The organism is Streptomyces sp. SAS_281, from assembly GCF_052542855.1.
This window is the reverse complement of record NZ_JBMNDO010000001.1, coordinates 179,537-200,798: the sequence shown is the minus strand read 5'-3', so window position 1 is coordinate 200,798 and position 21,262 is coordinate 179,537. Positions and strand designations below refer to the sequence as shown.

At 69.3% G+C, this 21,262-nt stretch carries 23 protein-coding genes; 14 read left to right on the top strand and 9 right to left on the bottom strand.

Features of this window, described 5'->3' with window-relative positions; genetic code table 11:
* Window positions 1-6: 6 nt before the first annotated feature.
* The 9 genes from ACN6LM_RS00935 to ACN6LM_RS00895 form a co-directional block, all read right to left on the bottom strand.
* Window positions 7-2,460, bottom strand: a complete 2,454-nt coding sequence (locus ACN6LM_RS00935) for a tyrosine-type recombinase/integrase (RefSeq protein WP_445063308.1) — start codon at window positions 2,458-2,460, stop codon at window positions 7-9.
* Entirely contained in the window at window positions 2,453-3,652 is a 1,200-nt protein-coding gene (locus ACN6LM_RS00930) for a tyrosine-type recombinase/integrase (RefSeq protein WP_445063307.1), read from the bottom strand. The genes ACN6LM_RS00935 and ACN6LM_RS00930 overlap by 8 nt, the downstream gene beginning before the upstream one ends.
* 17 nt (window positions 3,653-3,669) lie before the next feature.
* Entirely contained in the window at window positions 3,670-3,867 is a 198-nt protein-coding gene (locus tag ACN6LM_RS00925; RefSeq protein WP_445063306.1) for a hypothetical protein, read from the bottom strand.
* 53 nt (window positions 3,868-3,920) lie between these two features.
* Entirely contained in the window at window positions 3,921-4,601 is a 681-nt protein-coding gene (locus ACN6LM_RS00920) for a hypothetical protein (protein ID WP_445063305.1), read from the bottom strand.
* Window positions 4,598-5,068 (bottom strand): GNAT family N-acetyltransferase, encoded by a 471-nt coding sequence (locus ACN6LM_RS00915; RefSeq protein ID WP_445063304.1) that lies wholly within the window; start codon window positions 5,066-5,068, stop codon window positions 4,598-4,600. Before ACN6LM_RS00915 ends, ACN6LM_RS00920 begins: the two co-directional genes overlap by 4 nt.
* 29 nt (window positions 5,069-5,097) lie before the next feature.
* A complete protein-coding gene (locus ACN6LM_RS00910) occupies window positions 5,098-5,793 on the bottom strand; it encodes a DUF3631 domain-containing protein (protein ID WP_445063303.1) in 696 nt (231 codons plus the stop codon).
* The gene (locus ACN6LM_RS00905; RefSeq protein WP_445063302.1) at window positions 5,790-6,275 is read right to left on the bottom strand and encodes a hypothetical protein; all 486 of its coding nucleotides are present in this window, start codon (window positions 6,273-6,275) and stop codon (window positions 5,790-5,792) included. The genes ACN6LM_RS00910 and ACN6LM_RS00905 overlap by 4 nt, the downstream gene beginning before the upstream one ends.
* Complete coding sequence (locus ACN6LM_RS00900) at window positions 6,272-6,892, bottom strand: DUF4913 domain-containing protein (protein ID WP_445063365.1); 621 nt, start codon at window positions 6,890-6,892, stop codon at window positions 6,272-6,274. Before ACN6LM_RS00900 ends, ACN6LM_RS00905 begins: the two co-directional genes overlap by 4 nt.
* 203 nt (window positions 6,893-7,095) lie before the next feature.
* Entirely contained in the window at window positions 7,096-7,851 is a 756-nt protein-coding gene (locus ACN6LM_RS00895; RefSeq protein WP_445063301.1) for a DNA-methyltransferase, read from the bottom strand.
* A 510-nt stretch (window positions 7,852-8,361) separates the two neighbouring features.
* On the opposite strand from ACN6LM_RS00895, the gene ACN6LM_RS00890 reads away from it, so the two are divergent.
* The 14 genes from ACN6LM_RS00890 to ACN6LM_RS00825 all read left to right on the top strand — a co-directional run bounded on the left by ACN6LM_RS00890 (window position 8,362) and on the right by ACN6LM_RS00825 (window position 21,212).
* The gene (locus ACN6LM_RS00890; protein ID WP_445063300.1) at window positions 8,362-9,480 is read left to right on the top strand and encodes a C40 family peptidase; all 1,119 of its coding nucleotides are present in this window, start codon (window positions 8,362-8,364) and stop codon (window positions 9,478-9,480) included.
* A 133-nt stretch (window positions 9,481-9,613) separates the two neighbouring features.
* Window positions 9,614-9,931 carry a DUF6112 family protein gene (locus ACN6LM_RS00885; RefSeq protein ID WP_073967528.1) on the top strand — a complete coding sequence of 106 codons (318 nt, stop codon included), beginning with the start codon at window positions 9,614-9,616 and terminating at the stop codon, window positions 9,929-9,931.
* Complete coding sequence (locus tag ACN6LM_RS00880; RefSeq protein WP_445063299.1) at window positions 9,931-10,611, top strand: hypothetical protein; 681 nt, start codon at window positions 9,931-9,933, stop codon at window positions 10,609-10,611. The genes ACN6LM_RS00885 and ACN6LM_RS00880 overlap by 1 nt, the downstream gene beginning before the upstream one ends.
* 35 nt (window positions 10,612-10,646) lie before the next feature.
* Window positions 10,647-12,014 carry an SCO6881 family protein gene (locus ACN6LM_RS00875; protein WP_445063298.1) on the top strand — a complete coding sequence of 456 codons (1,368 nt, stop codon included), beginning with the start codon at window positions 10,647-10,649 and terminating at the stop codon, window positions 12,012-12,014.
* 87 nt (window positions 12,015-12,101) lie between these two features.
* Window positions 12,102-13,574 carry an SCO6880 family protein gene (locus ACN6LM_RS00870; protein ID WP_445063297.1) on the top strand — a complete coding sequence of 491 codons (1,473 nt, stop codon included), beginning with the start codon at window positions 12,102-12,104 and terminating at the stop codon, window positions 13,572-13,574.
* Window positions 13,575-13,630: 56 nt separating this feature from the next.
* Window positions 13,631-14,101 (top strand): DUF6238 family protein, encoded by a 471-nt coding sequence (locus ACN6LM_RS00865; RefSeq protein ID WP_445063296.1) that lies wholly within the window; start codon window positions 13,631-13,633, stop codon window positions 14,099-14,101.
* A gap of 217 nt (window positions 14,102-14,318) precedes the next feature.
* Window positions 14,319-15,833 carry an ATP-binding protein gene (locus ACN6LM_RS00860; RefSeq protein ID WP_445063295.1) on the top strand — a complete coding sequence of 505 codons (1,515 nt, stop codon included), beginning with the start codon at window positions 14,319-14,321 and terminating at the stop codon, window positions 15,831-15,833.
* Between the two features lie 51 nt (window positions 15,834-15,884).
* Window positions 15,885-16,340, top strand: coding sequence for a hypothetical protein (locus tag ACN6LM_RS00855; RefSeq protein WP_445063294.1), 456 nt, complete (start codon window positions 15,885-15,887; stop codon window positions 16,338-16,340).
* A gap of 28 nt (window positions 16,341-16,368) precedes the next feature.
* On the top strand, window positions 16,369-17,136 hold the full coding sequence (locus tag ACN6LM_RS00850) for a hypothetical protein (protein WP_445063293.1): 768 nt from the start codon (window positions 16,369-16,371) through the stop codon (window positions 17,134-17,136).
* A gap of 277 nt (window positions 17,137-17,413) precedes the next feature.
* Window positions 17,414-17,965 carry a hypothetical protein gene (locus tag ACN6LM_RS00845; protein ID WP_445063292.1) on the top strand — a complete coding sequence of 184 codons (552 nt, stop codon included), beginning with the start codon at window positions 17,414-17,416 and terminating at the stop codon, window positions 17,963-17,965.
* The gene (locus ACN6LM_RS00840; RefSeq protein WP_445063291.1) at window positions 17,943-18,557 is read left to right on the top strand and encodes a hypothetical protein; all 615 of its coding nucleotides are present in this window, start codon (window positions 17,943-17,945) and stop codon (window positions 18,555-18,557) included. The genes ACN6LM_RS00845 and ACN6LM_RS00840 overlap by 23 nt, the downstream gene beginning before the upstream one ends.
* Window positions 18,558-18,956: 399 nt before the next feature.
* Entirely contained in the window at window positions 18,957-19,502 is a 546-nt protein-coding gene (locus ACN6LM_RS00835; RefSeq protein ID WP_445063290.1) for a hypothetical protein, read from the top strand.
* 338 nt (window positions 19,503-19,840) lie between these two features.
* The gene (locus tag ACN6LM_RS00830) at window positions 19,841-20,362 is read left to right on the top strand and encodes a hypothetical protein (RefSeq protein ID WP_445063289.1); all 522 of its coding nucleotides are present in this window, start codon (window positions 19,841-19,843) and stop codon (window positions 20,360-20,362) included.
* 40 nt (window positions 20,363-20,402) lie between these two features.
* The gene (locus tag ACN6LM_RS00825; RefSeq protein ID WP_445063288.1) at window positions 20,403-21,212 is read left to right on the top strand and encodes a DUF317 domain-containing protein; all 810 of its coding nucleotides are present in this window, start codon (window positions 20,403-20,405) and stop codon (window positions 21,210-21,212) included.
* Window positions 21,213-21,262: the final 50 nt, after the last annotated feature.

Here is a 21,262-nt window from a genome sequence, read left to right as displayed (position 1 = left end):
GTTCTCCTAGCGGCGCGGCTGCGGGATTCCCAGGTCGACGGGAGCCCGGCGTGTGAGTCGTGCGGCGTCTGCCTGCTTGGCCCGGAGGAAGGTGAGTGTCAGCTCGATCCCTTCCATCTCGCCAAGCCAGTGCTCCTCCTCGGCCCTCTTACGCCGCAGTAGGAGATCCTTCTCTATTTCGGCCAGCCTCGGCAACATTTTTGGGTTGACCTGCAGCATCGGACATCGGATGCAGGCGTGCTCGTGCTGGCAGGGTGAGCCATAGGGGCGAGCGCAGTTGCCCAGCTCGACCTTGCGCTTGTCGAAGCGGTCCTCGAACTCAGCCCATTCGTCGGGGGTGACGTCGACATACTCACCCTCGGGACGGAGCAACCGGCGGTGGTTGAGGAACTCCTGGTAGTGCTTGACGATGTCCTCGGCGAACACCGCGACGTAGCCCTGAGTGGTTTGCAGATTCAGGTGCCCGAGCAAAGCGGCTCCGATGTGGATGGGCAAGCCGCCGTTGACGATGTCGGTGGCGAAGAGCCTTCGGAAGTCGTGCGGGGTGAACTTGGCGAAGGCCGGGTTGGTCTTGCCGATCTCCACGCAGGTGCGGGTGAGCATGTGCAGGACGGTGCCCGTTGCCATAACGCTCCGGACGACACCGAGTTGGCGTTGCAGCAGGAACGGCATGGGCTCTGACCAGGTCTTTTCGTGAGGGTCATAGCGGCTGATCAGTGGGATGGTCCGCTTGTTCCGGGTCTGTCGGCGGACGATCTGGGCGACGGCGTGGAAGAGCTCAGCGGACATCGGAATGACGCGCTCGCGGTCGCTCTTGGACGGGGCGATCACCAGGAGGGCGATGACCTCGCCCTTGGGCCTCTGGTATTGGCGGATGCTGAGGTGGGATAGCTCGCAGAGCTCCTCGACGCGGATGCCGCTGTGCCGCAGGACCTCGACGACCGCCCACCCCCAGAAGGCCGCGTCCTCGGCCATGGTCACGTGGATGGTCTCACCGGTGCGGTGGTCGATGACCCGGACGGACGGGTCGGAGACGGTGGCGGCCCGGCGTCGGTCATCCCGGGAGTCGGTGCGGCTGTAACTGCGTCCCTGGTGTACGAAGGGTTCCCCCAAGGGGACCGGAGTGGCGGCTTCGAGCAGGCTGGTGAGGTGTTCGTAGCGTGCCTCGACATGCTGAACGAGCACGGGCAGCAGCGGCTGGCGGACCCGGGTCCTGTCGGCCATCCGCCGGTGGATCTCCCGGCTGCGTTTCCCGAAGCCCTTGAGGTCTCGCGGCATGATCGGGCAGGGAGCCACCCACTGTGCCCACCGTTCGGGTTCGGTGATGGACCAGCTGTGCAGGTCGACGTAGAGGCCGCGGACGGCCAGCAGGATACTGGCGGCGCCCTTGCGGAGCTTGGTGCGGTCTCTTTGCTGGTACTGGAGCTCGGCTCGCCATTGGTCGTAGACCCCGGAACTGAGCGCGAGATCCTGCTGGCTGGGGTTGATGCGCTCGATAGTCGCCCAGAACAGGCTGGCCAGATTGCGGGTGAGCGCTTCGATGGTGATGTAGTCGGTCTCCGCGCGTCGCCGGACGAGGTAGTCGATCAGTAGCTGGCGGACGCCGGCATTCCTGATGCCGTAGCGGTCGACGAGTTCCTCGACGGTGGACTGGCCATTGTAGATGAACATCCGTAGCGTCGCGGCGGTCCCGGGCGGGAAGTGCCCCATGCGATGCAGAACCTCCCAGGCACCCAGTGCCGCGAAGCGGGTGGTGTTGTTGGTGGCGCCGTGAGTCAGGCCGAGCCGCTTATTCTCCATCGAGTAGTGCAGCAGGGCGGACGGCGTCAGGTGTTCCAGCGCGATGCCCTGCGTGGTGAGCGCGCAGGTGAGGTCGAATTTCGCCCGCCGACGGTGGCCCGGGTGCAGATGCGACTGGGCATCGACCGTCTCGAAGAACTCATCCAGCCGCGGGTCCTTCTGCATGATGCGGAACGGCTCGGCGTAGTCGGTGAACGTGTTGGCCCTGAACCCTGGCACGGACGGCTGGATGATCCGCAGGGAGAATGCCATCTTGAGCGCGGAGGTCAGGCAGCTGCTGTGGTAACGGACCTCGGGCCGCCCCAGGACGGAGACCGACGCAGCGTTCACGTCGTTGAAACCGCTGGCCTCCCACCGTTCCTGCCACGTGGTCCCCGGCAGGGTCGCCAGGTGGCCGAACAGTATCCGGATGTCGGCCCGGCGCTGCTCGGCCGATGACCCGCTCTGGCCCGGCAGGATGTCCCTGGTCAGGCCGCACAAATCGGCGACCTCCGCCTTCGAGAGGTCCCCGAACGGGGCCGGCGGGGTCTCCGGCCGTGGGGCCGGTGCTGCTTTGAGGGCGGCGCGGGTGAACGGGGTCGATGGAAGGCGGGGCTCCTCGCGGAAGGTCTGCCGACGGTTGCGGGCCGTGTAGGTGCCGAACGTGGGCCGGCTATCCACCGAACACCGCCTCGACATCGGCAGGGTCGTATTCCGGTGCGAAGCTCCGCTCGACGCGGGGCCGGTTGTAATGCTGCTGCAGGGCGTCGAAGAGGTCCTCGACGCGGGCGTTGAGATAACGGCCTGTGGTCGCCAGGTCGGTGTGCCGCATGATCGTCCGCACTTGAGGGAGGGTGAGGTGCGGGTCGTTGGCCATCCGGTTCGCAGCGGTGTGCCGCAGGTCGTGCAGGGTCCAGTTCGTCTTGAGCTTCTCGTTCGCCCGCTGCAAGACGCGACGCATCGCCCAGTAGCTCAGCGGCTTGTCGGGACCGCGGAGGGTGCGGAAAATCGGCTCGTGGGCCGGCGGCAGACCCGCCTGGTCGAGGTAGGCCGCCAAGACGACCAGGGCCTGCGGGCTGGCCGGGACCGGTTCACGGTCGTCGGTTCCCTTGGTCACCACGTAGATGTGCTGACCGGGCCAGTCGATGTCGCCGGGCGTGACGCCCAGGAGCTCACCGGCCCGAGAGCCGCTGGAGACATAGAGCAAGATCGCCGCCCGGTCCCGGGTGTGAGCCATCGCATCGAAGAGCTCGTCCCACATCGCGTCCGGGATCGCGCGCGGTTCGGTCTGCCTGACGCGCTGGCGCAGACGAGCCCGCCGGAACACCGGCATGGCGCCGTCGGGCGTACGGTGGGCCAGAGCCTGGCGTTGCGCCCGCGATGCCGGCACCGGATTCACCAGCGGACCACGACTGTGGTGCCGGTGAAAGGCGTAGAAGCCGCTGACCACGGTGAGGTTGTGGTTGATCGTGATAGGCGCGTAACCGGCCTTGAGGTAGCGCTTGCCAGTCCGCAGGTTCACCGAGCCCGGCGGCGGAGCGTCACGAGCCCTCCTGCCCCGCTGCGGGTTCTCCGCGGCACGCAGCCAGCCCACCAGCACGGAGGCTTCGGCCTCGGTAGCCCGCTCCCAGTCCACTCCGAGGAACCACAGCAGCCTGTACCAGCGCAGCATGTCGTACGCGTAGCTTCGGCCGGTCAACGGCCGACTGTCATCAAGCGCGAGCTCACGGAGGTACGACGCGACAGGCTCAACCACACCGCCGGAAGCGTCGAGGACGGCATATCGGGGATGTACGGTCTCCAGCTCGACCACAGAGCCGACGCGGGGCACACCGGCCCGCCCCTCGATCAGCTCACGATGTAGATCCTGCAACTCTGTCTCCCTAGTGTTCAGTTCACCCCGCTCAACGAGCCAGAGAAGGTGCAGTTAACACAGCAGCTGTGCTCCCCGTTGGCGCTGTGGTGCTCGGCGAGCACGGTCATGTCGTGCTGCTCGATGCCAATGCTGGCCCAGAACTGTTCGGCAACGTTGTTGTTGACTGCTTCGTATCCGTCGAGACGGAAGTCGGGTTCGTAGCTGGGCATCATGGCTTTCGTTCGATAGCGCCTGAGTGCCGTGCGCGTCGCGTGCACAGCGCCGTTCAGCGGCGGGGACGGGAAACAGAGGGAACGGCCGGAGGCGGAGATGCGGGCGCGGCACTGGGAGGGCCGGCGCGGCGGGGAGCGGTCAGGACGGCTCGGCCGGCGTCGGTCAGGGTGACGGGCTGTCCGGCCTGCATCGGATGCGAGATGTCGCGCTCCACGAGACCGTTCGCCTCCAGGCGCTGCAGCTGGGCGTAGGAAATGCGAGTACGGGTCGGCGTCGCCACGGTCAGCCGGTGGGTGACGAGGTGTTCGTGGAGCTTGGCGCCCTGAGCGATAGCGAGCAGGGCCGCGACGTCCTGGGACGGGATCTGTCGGGGCACCTGCCGGGGAACGTCGGCCTCGATCGACTCCAGAGCGGCGGCTGCCGTGGTCTGCTTCGCCTCGCGTAGACCGGCGGCTTGGGCCAGTTGGTCAAGGGTGCGGTCGATCCGAGTGAACAGCGCCTGGTCCACGGGCAGATCGCTGGAGGCGAGACGGGCGAGCCGGACGCGATGGAAGGTGACGTCCCGCTCGGCCGCCACGAGATCACGGTGAGCATCTGCCAAGGCGGCATGGGAGGCGTCAAGGAGACCGTCGTCGCGGTGCTGCCGCAGCTCCTCGACGCTCCAGCCCACCGCGGTCTCGATCCGCTGATCGAGGGCAGTCCGGGTGAGCCGGTCGGGAGGGGACGGGGTCATGGCGGAGGGACGTCTGGATCCGGAACAGACGCGTCAAGAGCGACACGGACCTCGACGTACGGGCCGTCGCGCGTGTGCCGGGCCGGGCCCAGCCTGTCCATGACGCGGAGCATCGCCGTGTTGGATGCCTGCGTGAACGCGGCGAGGGTGTGCGCTCCGCGCGCGCGGGCAACGGCCGACGCCTGGCAGGCAAGGGCCGTGCCGATGCCCTGACGGTGCCGGTCGTCGGCGACTTGCAGTCCGAGGTCGGCGACGCCAGGCTCCCGACTGACGGGCCCGACGCAGACGAGGGCCAGTGGCCTCCCGTCGGCGCCGAGGCCGATCCAGCATGTGGCCTGGTCGAGCATCCGTGTCAGGTCACGGGGCAGGAGGCGAGTCCGGCCCCAGCGGCGCAGCATGTTCGCATCGGAGCATTGCGCGTGGAAGGCGGCGACCAGGTCCCCGTCCGCCGGTGTCACTAGGCGCATATTCGCAAGGGCGGGGTGGATTTGCAGGGTCAGTCCGCGAGGGCGCCGAGCAGGTCCGTGCGCCGGAACGCCCGGTAGCGACTGCCGTCGGCCGCCCGCGGCCTGTGGGACTGGACTCCGTGGGAACGCCGCAGGATCAAGGACAGCCGCAGTGCGTTGAGGTCGGCGTAGCGCCAGCGTGCATCGGCGTGACCGGGCAGTTCGCGCAGGCGCTCGACCAGCTCTGCGGAGCTGACGTACTCCGGGGAGCCGTGGGCGTCGAAGACGTCGAGGCAGGCGTGGACGATGGTCTGTGGGCGGCTGGGACAGGACAGGAAGTCCTCGGCCGGGTCCTCGTGGAGGTCGTCGAATTCGTCCATTTCCTCCAGGTCATCGAAGTCGTCGAAGTCCGGATCGAAGTCGGGCTCATCGTCCTCCGCCAGGTCGTAGTCGCCCGGGAGGTCGGGCTCGGACGCGGCGGCGCAGCAGCAGTTGGTGGACAGCAATGCACTCAGCTCGGCCCCCGCTGCCATGCGCTCGACGAGCAGGTCGGTCAGCGTGTCCAACTGCTCGCCGGCGCTGACCCCGGGGAGGTCGGCGGCAGCCAGCTCGGCGATCTGCCGGTCGAGTTCCTGGGTATCGACGAACACGTCGAGGATGGCGCGGTGGTGCGGGTTCTCGCTGACCTCGGTCGGTGCCAGTACGGCGGCGGCGATCTGATCGATCAGGGTGGGGAACTGCGTCAACGGACAGGGCCCTTCAGGGGTGGGGAGGCGGGTCGGGGAAGACCGGGCACCGCATAGGGCGGTGGACCGGGTTTGGGTACGGGCTGCCGTGCGGTCAGCTGCGGTGATCTGGTGCGGGCGGCATGGGTGCGTTCTCCGAGCGGGCGCTGCCGGATGCCCAGGCGGGCACGGGCGGTGTCGTACACGTCGTGGGCCTCGCGCGGACGTACGGCCACGACGTGGATCTCGGCGGTGTGCGTGGAGTTCGCGGGCGCCGGCCGCTGGGCGTAGACGATGCGCCATGCGTTGCGGTGATCGACGTAGACCTTGCGGCATCCCACGAGATCGCGGGTGAGCTTGGTGCCGAAGAGGCGTGCGTCGACCAAGTCCTGGAGCTGGGCGAGGGCCAGGTCCCGGATGTCACTGGGGGCTTGGAGCAGGTCGGTCAGGGCGCGGGGGTCGATGGAGAGGCCGAAGGCCGGCCGTTCCACGCGGCCCGTCATCCGTCGGCCTGGCCGAGTTCGCTGCTCCCCTCGGGCTCCTCGGCCGTGGTGGTCCGGTTCGATGGCGGCGGGCCGGGCAGCAGGCGGTGCGCGGGCCGGTCTGGGTCGGTCATGCACGCGGACAGCGGACCGCCGGCCGCCCGCACGGTGGCCATGGCGTGGGTGAGGAAGTCCCGGTGCCAGACGAACAGGCCGGCCGGCCCCGCCTCCGGGTCCTTGTGCTGCTGGTAGGCGAGCCATAGTGCGTGGAGCCAGGCGACGACATCGGCGTGTTCCTGCCACTGCTCGCACCACGGGGCGGCGGTCGTGACCTCCGCCCCGTAGACCCGGACAAGGAAGTCATCCACCCAGTCGGACAAGAAATCGAGTTCGTCCTCGTACTCCTCGCCCTCCAGTTCAAGGATCGGGCGAGGCTCGGGCGGGGCTGCCGGCGACGGCAGGCCCGCGAACCCCGGCATGCCCGGCATCCCGAAGGCGCCGAACGGCGAGTCCGCAGGCGGTGGCGCGGAAGCGAGGCTGTCGAGCTGACGGGCCTGCTCCGCGGACTGGTCCAGCAGTTTACGGACGCTCGCCTCGATGCGTTCCAGGTCGGAGTCCGGAAGCCGGACCGGTTCCATCTCCCCGTCGTCCGGGAGGTTTATGGATTCAGGCACGAGAATGGGCCTCCTTGAGCCGCAGCCATAGGGCGTGAGTTACGGCTCCAACCATCCGGAGAATCCCCGGTTTCGGTAACCGGGACTTGGCTGGTATATATCTCTGCGCGGCACGAGCGGGCACGCACGGAGGGCTCCGAGCCGCGTCGCCCAGACAGAGATTTACCTCAGACCACGAGCGTCAAATCGTCCTGGGTGAGGGTCTGCTGCTGCGCCTCGGCGAGCCGGTCAGCAGCGATCTCGGCATAGGTCCTGCTCTTCTCTACACCGACGAAATCGCGCCCCTCCAGCAGGGCCGCGACACCGGTCGAGCCGGATCCACAAGTGAAGTCGAGCACCGTACCTCCCGGCGGAGCGATTTGCACCAGCTCACGCATGACGGAAACAGGCTTCTGCGTGATGTGCTGCCGAGCCTTGCCGCTGGGCTGCGAGGCGCTGAAGAGGCCGGGCAAGTAGACCGGATTACGGGCCGCGTCGATCGGCCCGTTGCTGGCCCAGACGATGAACTCACAGTTCTGAGTGAAGCGCCCCTTCTGCGGCCTGGCCTGCGGTTTATGCCAGGCGAGCACACCACGCCACAGCCATCCGGCGGCCTGGATGGCATCCGTGGTGATCGGCAGCTGCCGCCAGTCGGTGAAAAGCAGCGCCGTGCCACCGACCTTGGTGAGCCGGTGCGCCTCGGTCATGATCTGGGTCAGCCAGTAGCCGTAGCTCCTCTGGTCCATGTTCTCGCCTGTGAAATCCGGCAGCTCGTGCCCGGCGCCGGCAGAGGTGTACTTCTGCTTCGCGGACCGGGAGGTCCTCTCCTTCGCCGTCCGCCCGCCGCTGTTGTACGGCGGGTCGGTGATCACGGAGTCGACGCAGTTGTCCGGCAGCTCGGCGAGGACGCCGAGTGCGTCGCCCTGGTGCAGGGAAAAAGGCAAAGAGATACCCCAATTCGGTTCGGGTGGAGGGGGACAGACGCTCCGGCTCGCCTGGATGAGACCCGTTGGACCAGATGCGGGAAGGAAGGCTCCGCGATCCGCGCAGCGGGGAGGCGAGGGGAGGAGCCAAAACTGTAGGACACGATTCCCGGTTGAGCGCTATCGACGCCAAAGACCCCGAGACAGGTCCTCGACCAGATGCGATTTCGGCAACCGGGGATTCGCCCTTACTGTTTTGGAACTGCCCGACCAACACCGTCGACGGCACGTCCTTGTCCCTGCCTTCACGGAGATTTCCCATGTCCTGGCACACCTGACCCGACGCCCCGTGCCCATGCGAGCGGCAACTCGCACCCGTGCACCCGGGCCCCGAACACCCACCACCCCGGCAATCGCGCCCTTTCCTCAACGACGCACGCGTCGTCGGGGCTTCACCAAGGAACCGCTTGTGACGTCGCTCTACCCTCCCCCGCCCACCCCTCGTGACCGTCTGCCGGGCGGCAGGCCGGATTGAAGGGCATAGCCGCCGGCATCGGCGTCGTCGCCCTCTCCCCTCTGCTGCTCGCGGGCACCGCCATGATGATGGCGTCCTCCGGTGAAGCCGCGGCCACCGCTTCGTTGAGGGGTTGCCTGACCGGCCTCGACACCGCCGAGGTGACCAAGGAAGTCACCAGACTCCTCGACGGCGCCTCCGGCAAGAACATCCACATCCAGGGCCTGGACCTTCCGACCGAGCAGATCCCCAACGCCCAGACCATCGTGGCCACCGGCCTGAGCCTCGACGTGCCCAGGAAGGGCCAGATCGTCGCCATCGCCACCGCGATGCAGGAGTCGCGGCTGCGCAACCTCAACTCCGGAGACCGGGACAGCCTCGGCCTCTTCCAGCAGCGCCCCAGCCAGGGGTGGGGTACCGCGCAGCAGATCCGTGACCCAGTGCACGCGTCCGAGCAGTTCTACAAGCACCTACTCAGGGTCAACGGCTGGGAACAGATGAAGGTCACCCAGGCCGCACAGGCCGTGCAGCGGTCCGCCTACCCGCACTCGTACGCGCAGTGGGAGAACCTCGCCACCGCGTTGCAGAAGGCCATCGCCAAGACCTTCCCGAACGCTGGCAAGGATGAGCCCACCAAGGAAAAGGAATCCGCGTCCGGGCCCGGCATCTGCAAACCGGACGAGGACGGAACGTCCTTCGGACCGATCCCCGAGGGCACCGTCCCGAAGGGATACAAGATCCCCAAGGACGCCGACCCCAAGGCACGCGCGGCCATCGAGTGGGCCATGCACCAGCTCGGCACCCTCTACCAGTGGGGCGGATCCTGCACCGACTCCCACGGCCCCGACCCGATGAAGCGTTGCGACTGCAGCTCTCTGATGCAGCAGGCGTACGCGCACGCCGACGTGAAGCTCACCCGCACCACGTACACGCAGGTCAACGACGGCAAAGCCGTCTCGGCAAAGAACCTCAAGCCCGGGGACCTGATCTTCAGCCGCGGCACCACTGCCCGGCCCGAGCATGTCGGGATGTACATGGGCGAGGGCCTCGTCATCGAGGCACCACGCACATCAAAGCCCGTCCGGATCGCTCCGATCAAGGACTGGGAGATCCTCGCCGCGCGCCGCGTCATCTGACGCCGCACGCCGCCCGGACACCACCCGGGGCGCCGCCGGGCCTTCCTCTCGCGCCCCGCGCTTCGCCCCCCCTTCGTTCACCTCTTTCGCCGGCCCCTGTCCGGCCCGCGCACGCAAGGAGCCCTGCCCCACTATGCCCATACCTCTTGCAGACCGCGCCCTCGTCGTCCTCGCCTACGACCCAGGGGTCTCCCCGCAGGGCGGCGGCCTGCCCGGCCTGGCCGTGCTGAAGAACGTCGTCAACTCGATCAATCTCTTCGGCATCGTGGCCGTCGTCGGTGCTCTGGCCGTGTCCCTCGGCGTGTGGGCCTGGGGCCACCACACCGGCGGCCACCAGGCCGAAGCCAACGGCAAGAAGGGCGCGGTCGTGTCCGCGGGCGCCGCGCTCGGCCTCGGCGCCGCCAACGGCATCGTGGCCTTCTTCTCCGGTCTCGGGTCGCAGGTCCACTGATGCAGAAGCGATTCCCCTCGCTGTCCGAGTACGGCGTGACCTGGTCGGCCAACAAACGCGTCGCGATCGTCGCCCTGGTCATCACCGCGCTGCTCATCATCGCCGCCACCACCGCCTGGTTCACCGGCCGCGGCGAGCACGACCAGAGCGTCGGCGCACCGTCCCCGTCGAGCAGTTCCTCACCCTCCGAGGCCACCCCGAAGCCCGCGGCCGGGTCGGGTTCGGTTCCCAAGCCACCGCAGATCAGTGAACCGATCGCCTTCGCCAAGGCGGCAGCGGCGATGCTCTGGTCGTACGACACCCGCGACGCCGACCGCGACCAGCAGCTCGCGGGCATGGGCACGTGGATGACCAAGGAGACCAAGTACGCCGACTGGCCGTCGGTCTCCGGCCAGGTGCCCGACCCGCTGCTGTGGTCACGCATGGCCGACCAGGCTCAGCACGCCACCGGCACGGCCACCGAAGGCCACTACCCCGGCGCGTTCAAGCAGGCGCTCGCCGAGAACCCCTCCGCGATCACCGAGGCGTACATCTACGTGGTCACCGTCAACGGGCGCCAGCAGATCGAGTGGAAGGCGGGCGGCGGCGGAGCCGAGGAGCGCGCCGTGACTCTCGCCGTGCAGTGCCGGCCCAGCCACGACTGCCGCCTGGCCGCCATCGCCCCCAGCGTCACACAGTGACCCACCCCGCCGACATGTAAGGAGACCAACCCCCTGTGGGCTTCTGCGACTTGCCTCTCGCGGACAGAATGTGCGCCGTCGGCGACGCCGTCGACTTCGCGAGCAATCCCATCCAAGCTGTCGGCGACTGGATAGCCAAGAGCGCCGGCGAACTCGCCGCCACAGCAGCGGACCTGGCTGCCGAGGCCGTCAACCGCACCACCAAGGTGGACCTGCGGGCCGGATGGTTCGTCGACAACTACGAGGTGCTGCTGCCGATCGGCCTGACCATACTGGTCGGAACATTCTGCGCGCAACTCATCAGGGCCGCCGCCAAACGCGATGGACAGGCCCTTGCCCAGGCATGCACCGGCACCGCGTCGGGCGTCTTGTTCGCCTTCTGTGCCATCGCCCTGACGACGGTCGCCATCGAGGTCGTCGATGCCTTGTCCGGCGGCCTGTTCGCCTCATCGCACCTGAACATCGAAACAGCCGTCCGCCGCATGGTGAAGGTGTCCCAAATCGGAGCTCTGGCCGGCCTGGGCTGGTTGGTCCCGACGGTCGCCGGACTCGGCGCCGCTTGCGGAGCCCTTCTCTACTGGTGCGTCATGATGGTCAGAAAGGTGGGCATTCTGGTCATGGTCACCCTCGCCGTCTTCGCGGGCGCCGGTGGCGGCTGGGAGGTCGCCCGCCGGTGGCGCCGCGGCTGGATCGAAGCCACGGCCACCCTCGTGGTCAGCAAGTTGCTGATGACCATCATCTTTGTGCTCGGAATCGCCGCCATGGGCAAGACGGAGGCCAAGGACGGCCTCGGAGCACTCGCCGACGTCATGGCGGGCATTGTGATCATGGTCTTGGTCTTGCTCTGCCCCTACGCCACGTTCAAGTTCGTTCACTGGGCAGCCGAGGGCACAGACGGAGAATCGATTCACCGCGCCGGTGGCGCCGGTGCTCAGCTCGCCCGGCAGCACGCCGAGAAGGCCGGCCGCAAGGCCGCTGCTGCTACGGCCACCGCCGGCACGGGCGGCGCGGCAGCAGGAGTGGGCGGCGCCCCGCAGGGCCCCGATGCCGCCGGAGGCGGCGGGTTCCCCGGCGACATCGCCGCCAACCCCACCGGGGGCGACAGCGGCAAGGACGGCCAGGGTTCTCAGGGTTCTTCCGGGCCCGAAGGGATCAAGAGCGGCCTGGAGAGGGCTGTCCAGCCGCCCCCGACCAATCCCAGCGACGACACCAGCGGCCAGGTTGGCGGTGCCCCCGGAAGGGGTGGCGGCTCCGGATCGCCGTCCGAGGGAGGCAGTGGCTTCATGTCGCAGCCCAGCGCCGGAGGGTCCTCGCCCCCGCCCCAGGGCGCTCCGCCGGCACCGGACTCAGGCACTGCCTCCAGCGGGACCGGCGCTCCGCCGCCCCCTCCCGCCGGCCTGTAGCCCCTGTCCGACTCCGGGGCGGCATGCGCCGCGCACTTGCCGCCGCGTGCCCCCCCGGCCACCGCCCGCGCATCCCCGGAACGGCCCTTGTCTGATCTCACTGTCACACCGCTCACCGTCAAATTCCCCCACCGGTCGAAGCGCGGCATCCTGCTCGGCCTGTCGCTGCCACAACTCGTGCTGTTCTCTTGCGCGTTGGCGCTTCTGCTGGCCGCCGTGGTCTCTACCGGTCTGCTCGGCGCCATCGCCCTGACCCCGCTATGGGCCGTGGTCGCCGCCTTGGTCGCCGTCCGCCGACACGGCCGCTCGCTGATCGACTGGGCGCCGATCGTCGTACGCTTCGCCCAGCGGCGCCGCACTGGCCAGACCCTGTGGCTCGCCCGGCCCGTCACCCGGCCCCGCCAGGACGGCGTCCTGCATCTGCCCGGCACCGCCGCCTCGCTGCGCGTGGTCACCCCGGGCGACTCCGCCACCGGTGCCGCTGCCGTCCACGACCCGCACCATCAGACCCTGACCGCCGTGGCCCGGGTCTCCAGCAGGGCCTTCGCGCTCCTGGATCCGGCGACGCAGAACCACAACGTCGCGGGGTGGGGGCGAGCCTTGGCGGGCATCGCCCGTACCGGACACGTCGCCACCGTGCAGGTCCTGGAGCGCACCGTGCCCGACAGCGGGGACGCCCTCTCCCGCCACTGGAGCCAGCAGGGTCACCCCGAAACGCCGGTCGCCGGGCAGGTCTACAGCGAACTCGTCGCCTCTGCCGGGCCCGCCGCCGCCCCGCATGAGGCATACATCGCGATCTCCCTCGATCTGAAAGCCGCCAAGCGACTCATCAGCCAGGCCGGCGGCGGGCTCCCCGGCGCCTTCACCGTGCTGGAACAGACCACCAGCTCCATCGCTCAGGCAGCGCGCAGCGCCGGACTGACGGTGACCGGCTGGCTCTCGGCGCGCGAGATCGCCGCCGTCGTCCGCACCGCCTACGACCCCAGGGCACTGTCCGCACTGCAGCAGTGGTCGGAGTCCGGACGGGCGGAAGCCGACCCGGCCGCCGCCGGTCCCGTGGTCCAGGTCGAGGAGTACGACCGGCTCGCCACCGACTCCGCCCGGCACGCCACCTACTGGGTCGAGGACTGGCCCCGCACCGAGACATCCGCCGGGTACATGCACGGCCTGATGTTCACCGCCGGAGTCCGGCGCACCCTGTCCCTTATATACGTGCCCCAAGGGATCGAGTCCGCAATGCGTGACGTCCAGCGCAAGAAGGCCGCCATCATCGCCGACGCGAACGAGAGGTCGCGGCGTGGACAGGTCGACTCCGAGGCCGACAGTGTGGAGTACGCGGACGTCAAGACCCGCGAGCGCCAGCTGATCGCCGGACACGCCGATGTGGCTCTGACCGGGCTGCTCACCGTCTCCGCCGAGACCGACGCCCTGCTCGACGCCGCTTGCGCGCAGATCGAGACCGCTGCCGTCACCGCCCAGGTCGACCTGCGGCGCTTGAACTTCCAGCAGCCCGATGCCTTCACGCTGGGCGCCCTGCCGCTCGCCCGCAGGGCCCTGTAACCCACGCCCCCGCCAGCCGACGTCCTGCCACCTCGGCAGGAAGGAACTTGTCCCCTTTGACCTCTGCCATCCCCGTCGGCGACGCGTACCCGTACCTGCGGGCCGCCAGCGCCGGCATCCGCCATCACACACGTGCCCGCGCCCCGCGCGCCGGACGCCCCGCCTCACCCGCGGACCGTGTGCACCTCGACGTGCTGCATGCCCATCTGACCTCGCTGCACCAGCTGCTCGACCAGCTCGCCGACACCACTCGGCCGCCTCATCCCGCCGCCGGCCGACATCTGGTCACCGCGCACGCCCGGCTGTGGCAGGCCACCGCCGCCGTGCACGACGCCTTCCACCTCCTGCCCGTGGCGAACACGGCCCCGGCGGAAACCGAGTGCCACCCCGAACGGCTCCCCGAAGGACCGCCCGTCCTGACCATCTGCCAGCGCCACCTCGCCGCAGGCCACGTCGTACGCCGGAAGACCACACCTACCGACCTCAACACCCCGGCAACCGGCCATGCCACCACCTGCGCCCAGTAGTAACGCGCCCCACCGAAAGGCCCGTGCATGCGCAAGCTCAGGCGCTCCGCCTCCAGCGCCGCGCTCCTCCCCCACCCTCGTCGGCGCAGCCGCGCTGGCCACCGCCTCTCCCGCGTCCGCCGCCAGTTACAACTGCACGACCAGCAACTACAGGCGCCTCCCACCGGCGCCTGATCCCGCACCCTCAGACCCGCCACCCTGTGAAAGCCGCCCTGCCATGAGTCCCCGGCCCGCACGCCGAGCCCGCCGCGCCAGCGCCAGCCCTCTGTTCACCCCGCATGGCACCGACCGCTCCGCCCGGAAGGCCGCCCGCCGGCAACTCGCCGAGGCCGCCGCGAAAGCGCGCGCCGAAGCAGCCACCCACACCGTGGGAGCCGGGACAGAGGAGCAGGAGATGCCGTCGCCGCTCTTCCCGCCCGCAGGCCGCCCCGGCCCGGCGTCCTCCCGCAACAACAAGATCAAGTTGCCTGTGCACCGTATGACCACGGCCACGGCGAGCGGGGCGTATCCCTTCCTCGCCGAGGGCGGGCTGGGAGCCGAGGGCATATACATCGGCCGCGACGTGCACGCCGAAGCCGGCTTCTGCTTCGACCCGTTCGCCCTCTACGGCAAGATCGACGGCTTCACCAACCCAAATGTGCTGTTGGCCGGGGTGATCGGGCAGGGCAAGTCGGCGCTCGCCAAGAGCTTCGCGCTGCGCTCCATCGCCTTCGGCTACCACGTCTACGTCCCGTGCGATCCCAAGGGAGAGTGGACGCCCGTGGCGCAAGCACTGGGGGGCACCTCCATCGCGCTCGGGCCGGGGCTGCCAGGCAAGCTGAACCCGCTGGACGAAGCGCCAATGCCCACCAGCGTCTCCGAGGCCGATTGGGCGGGTGAAATCCGCAAGAGGCGCCTGCTACTGCTCGGCTCCCTGGCCCGCACCGTGCTCGGGCGGGACCTCTTGCCGATGGAGCACACCGGCCTCGATGTCGCCCTGGACACCGTCGTCGCCCGCGCCGCTGCGAGCGGACGTACCCCGCTGCTCGGCGACATCGCCGCCACCCTCAACAACCCCGACGAGCTCAACACGGCCGGCGGCACCATGTCCGGCCGCCTGGGCGACGCCTCCCGCGACCTCGCCCACGCCATGCGACGTCTCGTCCACGGCGACCTCGCCGGAATGTTCGACGCCCCGAGCACCGTGGCCTTCGACCCCAACTCGCCCATGCTGACGATCGACCTGTCCCGTCTCGGCGGCTCCGGCGACGACACCGCACTCGTCCTCGCCATGACCTGCGCCTCCGCGTGGATGGAATCCGCACTGTCCGACCCCGCCGGCGGCCGGCGCTGGATCGTCTACGACGAGGCATGGCGATTGATGCGCCACCCCGGCCTGCTCGCGAGAATGCAGTCCCAGTGGAAGTTGAGTCGCGGCCTGGGCATCGCCAATCTGATGGTGATCCACCGGCTGTCCGACCTGCTCACCGCCGGTGACGCCGGATCTCGCGGACGCGCCTTGGCCGAGGGCCTGCTCGCCGACTGCTCCACCCGCATCATTTACCGGCAGGAGACCGACCAGCTCCACGCCGCTGCAGCTCTGCTGGGGTTGACCTCGGTGGAAGCCGACGCGATCTCGCATCTCAACCGCGGCAGGGGCTTGTGGAAAGTCGCCGGACGGTCCTTCATCGTTCAACATCTGCTACATCCGCACGAACTGGCCCTTTTCGATACGGATGCCCGAATGCATTAGTCGCTCGTCGAGATGTGCCAACCGCCCCTCAATCCCCGAATCCCCACCGCAATGGACAACCAAGCCAGCCTTCCACCATCCGCCGCCCCCGGCTCCCAGATGGTGAACGACGCCTTCGACACATCGCCCCAGTCCCTTGGCCGCCTCCACGCCGAGGGCCCCGAGCTGGTCGTCGCCGAACTCGTCCACACTGCCGCCCGCCACCTGGACTACCTGCACGAACAGTTCACCGTGACCGCTCAGTACGCGGCCTCCACTCTTACACGCGCTGCCGCCGGAAAGACGACGATCAACTCCCTCGGCATCCTGCAGAACAGTGGTACGCAGATCGACATCCTCGCCGCGCGCCGGGCGGACGCAGTCGACCGCCTCAAGGAAGCCATCATCGCCTACCGACAGGTAACGGCCTCCGAGGACGCCACCACCCGGCAGACGCGCCGGCCACGAGCCGCACCCCCTTCGGCACCCGCGATCACCCAACCCGCCCGAGTGACGCGTGGCAGATAGTCCGGCCTCACCACCTCGTCAGGAGCCCATGCCCTCTGATCGCACCCACCTGGACATCATCGCCGCTGGCCTGGCCGAACGCCTGCCGGGCGCTTGGACCAGCGAATACCACCGTCACCTCGCCGACGCCGACCAGTACCCAATGGCCGACCAGATCTGGGACACCGGCCACGTCAGCTACGCCGTCTCCGAGTTCGCGCTCGAACACGTCGCCGTACTGCACGGCCCGGATCAGCAGCACCTCTACCTCACCGACCAGCCGCGCCATCCGCACCAGTTCGTCGTCGCCCCACTCGAACCCGACGCCGCCGCCATCAAGCCGCACCATTTCGACGGGATCGACGAGCCGAACGGCATCGTTGTCCCCAACGATGCCGCGCGCGCCGCAGCCCTCATCACCCGCAGACTTCTGCCCCGCTATGAGCAGGCCCGCCAGGCGGTACGCCGCAACGCCGTCGAGCAGCCCGAACCCCCGCATCGGCAGCCTCCGCCGCAGGTCGCCCACGTAGTAACGCTCACCTGGTACGACGACGGAGCGCTCGGAACGCCGTACGCCAGAGTGCCGGTGAAGACGCGCGTGACGCTGTACGCCCATGGCTTCCAGTACCACCCGCACCAGGCAGCCTTCCTGCTGCCCGCTGCGTACGGCGAGGACGGTCGCGCTCTGCGGATACAGGCGGTCGCCCGCCGGCTCGCCGAGCAGGGGATCGGGGGGAACCTGCGCCACGCCGCACCGACCACGACCACCGTGCTGTCGCCCTCGCGTCCCACGGCCGCTCCCAGCCATCAGCGCTGACCGCACCGTCCGGATGACGGCCGGCGTCACCGTTCGGGAGGTGCACACTGCGCTACCTCGGCACTCCCTCGGGACCTGACATACGGGCCGCGATGAGCGCCGGACGCATCGGCTGTATGACCACCCCGCGCAAGGCAGCCGCATCCCCGAGGGCGCACTGTATGCCTGCGACAACTCGAAGTTCGGCAGCGACGGCAAGGGCCGCTACTGGCCCGGCGCCGAAGCGTGGTTCGCCTGGCTGTCGCGGACCATCGAGAGGTACGGGCCGGATCGCTGTTTGTGGGCGCTCGCCCCGGACCAGCCGTTCGACGCCGCCGGAACCCTCACCGAATCGTTGCCGTGGCTGGCCCGCATCCGGGCGCTCGGCGTCCCCGCGGCCTTTGCGGCCCAGGACGGCTGCGATCAACCGGGGCTGCTGCCCTGGGACAGTCTCGATGTCCTCTTCCTGGCCGGATCGACCGAGTGGAAACTCGGCCCGGTCGCCGAACGGCTGGCCCGCGAGGCGACGGCCCGAGGAAAGGGGGTCCATATGGGCCGCGTCAACTCCCGTTCTCGCTTGGGGATTGCCGAATGGTTTGGCTGTGACAGCGCTGACGGCACCTATCTCGCTTTCGGGCCCGACAAGAATCTGCCCCGGCTCCTCAGCTGGCTCGACGAACTCGACGGCACCCCCTCCCTCCTCGGTGGCGCACCACCCAACGGCGGCCCCGACGCCATGCCGAGTGCGGCCCGCCCGCGTGAAGCTCCTCGTCGTCGCACACCACCGCACCCAGGGTCGCACGCTCCTGCCGTACCGCCGGCCGGACATGCACGCGCTCGAATCCGCTGACCGCGGCGTCACTCGCCGCACACGATCAGGAGTCCATCTGCTCTCCGCACACGGCCGGGTCGGCCAGCTGCACTCACTGGCCGAGCGCATCCACGACGCGGCCGACGAGGTACCGCTCACCGACTCGGTGCACGCTGGCGTCAACATCCTCGATGACTTGGCCGACAGCTCTCGCGGCATCGCCGGACTGATCACCCACCTCACCGCCGCGACGGCCGTCGCCGCGCGCACCGAACGTGGTCGAGCCCCCGAGGCGGACATCACCCCGCGTACGGTCACCCAGCTCGCGCACACGGTCGGCGCGCTGGGGCACGCCCTGGCCGACCTTGGTGAAGCCGTTGTCCACGCTGGCGTACTACACCAGCTCGCCGCCTCGGGACGTTCGACGCGGCGCAACCAGGACGTCGAGGCCAGGCAGGCTCTGCTGCGCGCCCGGATCGACAGTGCCCGCAGTCGACTCCACAAGTCGGGGGCCCTACTGCACCAGGCGGCTAACCGGCTCGCCGCTCCGCCAACTCCGTCCCACAGCCCACGCGCGAACGCCACCAGCCCCATCACCACACCCAGCGCTACTCCCTCCCGCACTCGCTGATCCACTCCGACCGACACTCTGGAGCACCCTCATCCGCAACGCCTTCCGCGTTCTGCCGCTTGTCACCTTCGCCGGTAGCACCAGCCGTTTCAAGGACGCCTACGGGCTGAAGACCGCCGACGGCGGCGCCCTGCTGCTGTTCGCCCACACCCACACGCAGACCGACGCCGTTGCGCACTCCGGGCTGCAGATCAACCCGGACACGGACGACAACGCCTGGCTGCACGGCATCCCGCGCACGTCGGTGACATACACGTTCGTATGCACCGACGCCGCCACCGTGCCGGCGGACGCGGGCCCGTCCCGCCTGGTCGGCTACAGGTGCGCCCGCACCGACGCCTCGGGGCCGCCCGTCGGTTCCGCCCGCACGGACCGCGCCTAGCCGACCGGGAGACCCCCTTGTCCCTGCCCCACCCTGATTTCCAGCTGTACGACAACGTCGGCCGTACCACCGAGCAGGTCACCGCCCACCGGGCGGACCGGCCGACCGTCGACGACCTGCACCGTTGGGCCGACTACGACGCGCGAGAGTTCAGCGCATCGCTCCCCACCAGGGACTCCGGCCTCAATATTATCGACTGGGCCCAGCACGTCTACCGGGCGCGCTCGGCGGCCGAGTTGTACACCGTCACGCAGGCCGTCCTCGGCGACTGGCATAGCGGTCTCGGCGAGCTGCATATGTTCTTGGAGGCCGCGGCCGAGTGGTGCGAGCACAACCGGGAACCGGGCTTCGCCGCCCGCTACCGCCAGCACGCCGAGGAGCTGTCCGCACTCGGTGATCAGCTCGCCTACCTGAGCGAGGACCACCTGGCCAGCGTCTACCGGCGCCCGAACCAGTCAGCACCCTCGCAACCCGCGCCGTCCGTAGCGGCGGCCCCTTCCACGCCGGCAGGCACAACGCACCCGGCAAGCGATACCCGGCCCGCGCGAACGACCCGCCGCTGATCTACACCGAGCGGACGGCATCGCGACTGAGCTGGGGCTATGTCCTCCACCCGCACGGCGTCGAAGTGATCGGCGAGCCCGGCGCGAGGCGCGGCCCCCTCGTCGCGTGGGGCACCGACCCCCGCGTGCGGTTCCGCGACACCGCCTGCCTCTGGCGACCCGACCAGCCGGTCCCCGCCACCACCCCGCCTCGCACCACCCATACGGCCACCACCCCAGCCCAGCCGATGGCCACCCCGGCGGCACGCCCTCGCTCACACTGACCAGCCCCTCCCCAGGAGACCGATCTGTCCACCCGTGCGGTCATCGCCCGCCCCACCTCCACCGGCTACGCCGGCATGTACGTCCACTTTGACGGCTACCCCGACAGCAAACTCCCGCTGCTGCTGGCCGCCTTCCGATTCCGGTTCGCCGGTGACCTGGAGGTGATGGCCCGGCACCTGATCGACGAGGTCCACATCGGCTGGGAGGAGCTGGGCACGGATCTCCTCGACGGAGCACCCGACGCGCTGCGACGCTCGCTGACCCGGGGCGACGAGTTGCCCAGCCGTCAGCTGACCAACGTGTACAACACCGACGGCACCCCGGCCGAGCGTGAACTGATCACCCAAGACGACACCGGCGACCTGGAGTGGGCCTACGTCCTGCGCGAGACCGGAATCGAAGTGATCGGCCTGCTCGCATACGACCGCGGCCCCGTCGTCGAGTGGGACACCGACCCGCGCTGCCGAATCCTTACCGATCCCAGCGCGTGGAACCCGGATTCCCCGGCTCCGGTCGGACCGCCGCGCATCGTCCCACGCCTGTCCGCCACCGCGCCCGCATCGGCCCCGGCCTCCCGCAAATCCGCCCGTCGATAGCCCCGGACGACCGCGCCGTCCCGATCCCACCGGAAGAACCATGCCCAACGCCCCCGACCAGGAGAGGCCGGGGGAGAAGATCCTCATCTCTCCCCGCTATCTGGCCGCCAGCCTCCCCACCGACCACCAGCAACTCCTCGACGTCTTCACCCAGGAGACCTCGTGGAGCGCACACACCGATGCGTCGTCGTTGACCGTCACCAGTCCATGCCGGCGCATCACGATCCGCCACGACCGAGCAGACGTGGGCCGCGGCCCTCACATGGTGATCTCGGCCCGTACCGATGAAGAAGCGGCTGAGCGCTGGCGTGTGGATATCGGGGGTTTCGCGCCGATCGAATGTGTGGCCAGGCTCCTCAGCACCCTGGCCGGCGAACTGGCCACCGACCCGGATCACGTCGTCTACGGCATCGGCGCCGAGCCCGGCCTGCTGGAGCTCTACGTCGACGCCGACTCCTGGAACCACTTCGACGCCTTCGGACTCTCCGGGTTCATCTCGCACGACGGGCATGCTGCCGTGGTCAACCGCCCCATGGACTCCCCGGCACCTCCCCTTCACGCAGACGCATCCGTCACCTGGCACGTGGCCGCCTCCCCGGAGGACCTCGGTCACCTGTGGGACATCTCGTTCACGGACAAGACGCCACCGTTGCTCCTGCACGCGGTCGCCGCCGAAACGCTGGATCCCCGGCCCACTCTGCGCTCCGCCGCCTTCCCGTTCCCCGCAGTCGTCGCCCCGCTGGTGAACATCGAACACCTCTCGTCCCCATCCCAGCGTCCCACGGCGCGGCCTCCCCACGGCGGGCCGCCGCGCAGCACCGATCCCAAACGCACCCCGAAGGCCCGCTGAGCCCTGTCCCTCTGGACGAACACGCTCCTGCGGGCTCGACCCACCAGGAC

Coding starts and splice junctions, on each gene's coding strand:
- ACN6LM_RS00925 (WP_445063306.1), bottom strand. CDS start 3,867: ATGATGCCCAGCTACGAACCCGACTTCCGTCTCGACGGATACGAAGCA.
- ACN6LM_RS00920 (WP_445063305.1), bottom strand. CDS start 4,601: ATGACCCCGTCCCCTCCCGACCGGCTCACCCGGACTGCCCTCGATCAG.
- ACN6LM_RS00915 (WP_445063304.1), bottom strand. CDS start 5,068: ATGCGCCTAGTGACACCGGCGGACGGGGACCTGGTCGCCGCCTTCCAC.
- ACN6LM_RS00905 (WP_445063302.1), bottom strand. CDS start 6,275: ATGACGGGCCGCGTGGAACGGCCGGCCTTCGGCCTCTCCATCGACCCC.
- ACN6LM_RS00900 (WP_445063365.1), bottom strand. CDS start 6,892: ATGGAACCGGTCCGGCTTCCGGACTCCGACCTGGAACGCATCGAGGCG.
- ACN6LM_RS00885 (WP_073967528.1), top strand. CDS start 9,614: ATGCCCATACCTCTTGCAGACCGCGCCCTCGTCGTCCTCGCCTACGAC.
- ACN6LM_RS00880 (WP_445063299.1), top strand. CDS start 9,931: ATGCAGAAGCGATTCCCCTCGCTGTCCGAGTACGGCGTGACCTGGTCG.
- ACN6LM_RS00860 (WP_445063295.1), top strand. CDS start 14,319: ATGAGTCCCCGGCCCGCACGCCGAGCCCGCCGCGCCAGCGCCAGCCCT.
- ACN6LM_RS00855 (WP_445063294.1), top strand. CDS start 15,885: ATGGACAACCAAGCCAGCCTTCCACCATCCGCCGCCCCCGGCTCCCAG.
- ACN6LM_RS00850 (WP_445063293.1), top strand. CDS start 16,369: ATGCCCTCTGATCGCACCCACCTGGACATCATCGCCGCTGGCCTGGCC.
- ACN6LM_RS00840 (WP_445063291.1), top strand. CDS start 17,943: ATGCACGCGCTCGAATCCGCTGACCGCGGCGTCACTCGCCGCACACGA.
- ACN6LM_RS00830 (WP_445063289.1), top strand. CDS start 19,841: ATGTACGTCCACTTTGACGGCTACCCCGACAGCAAACTCCCGCTGCTG.
- ACN6LM_RS00825 (WP_445063288.1), top strand. CDS start 20,403: ATGCCCAACGCCCCCGACCAGGAGAGGCCGGGGGAGAAGATCCTCATC.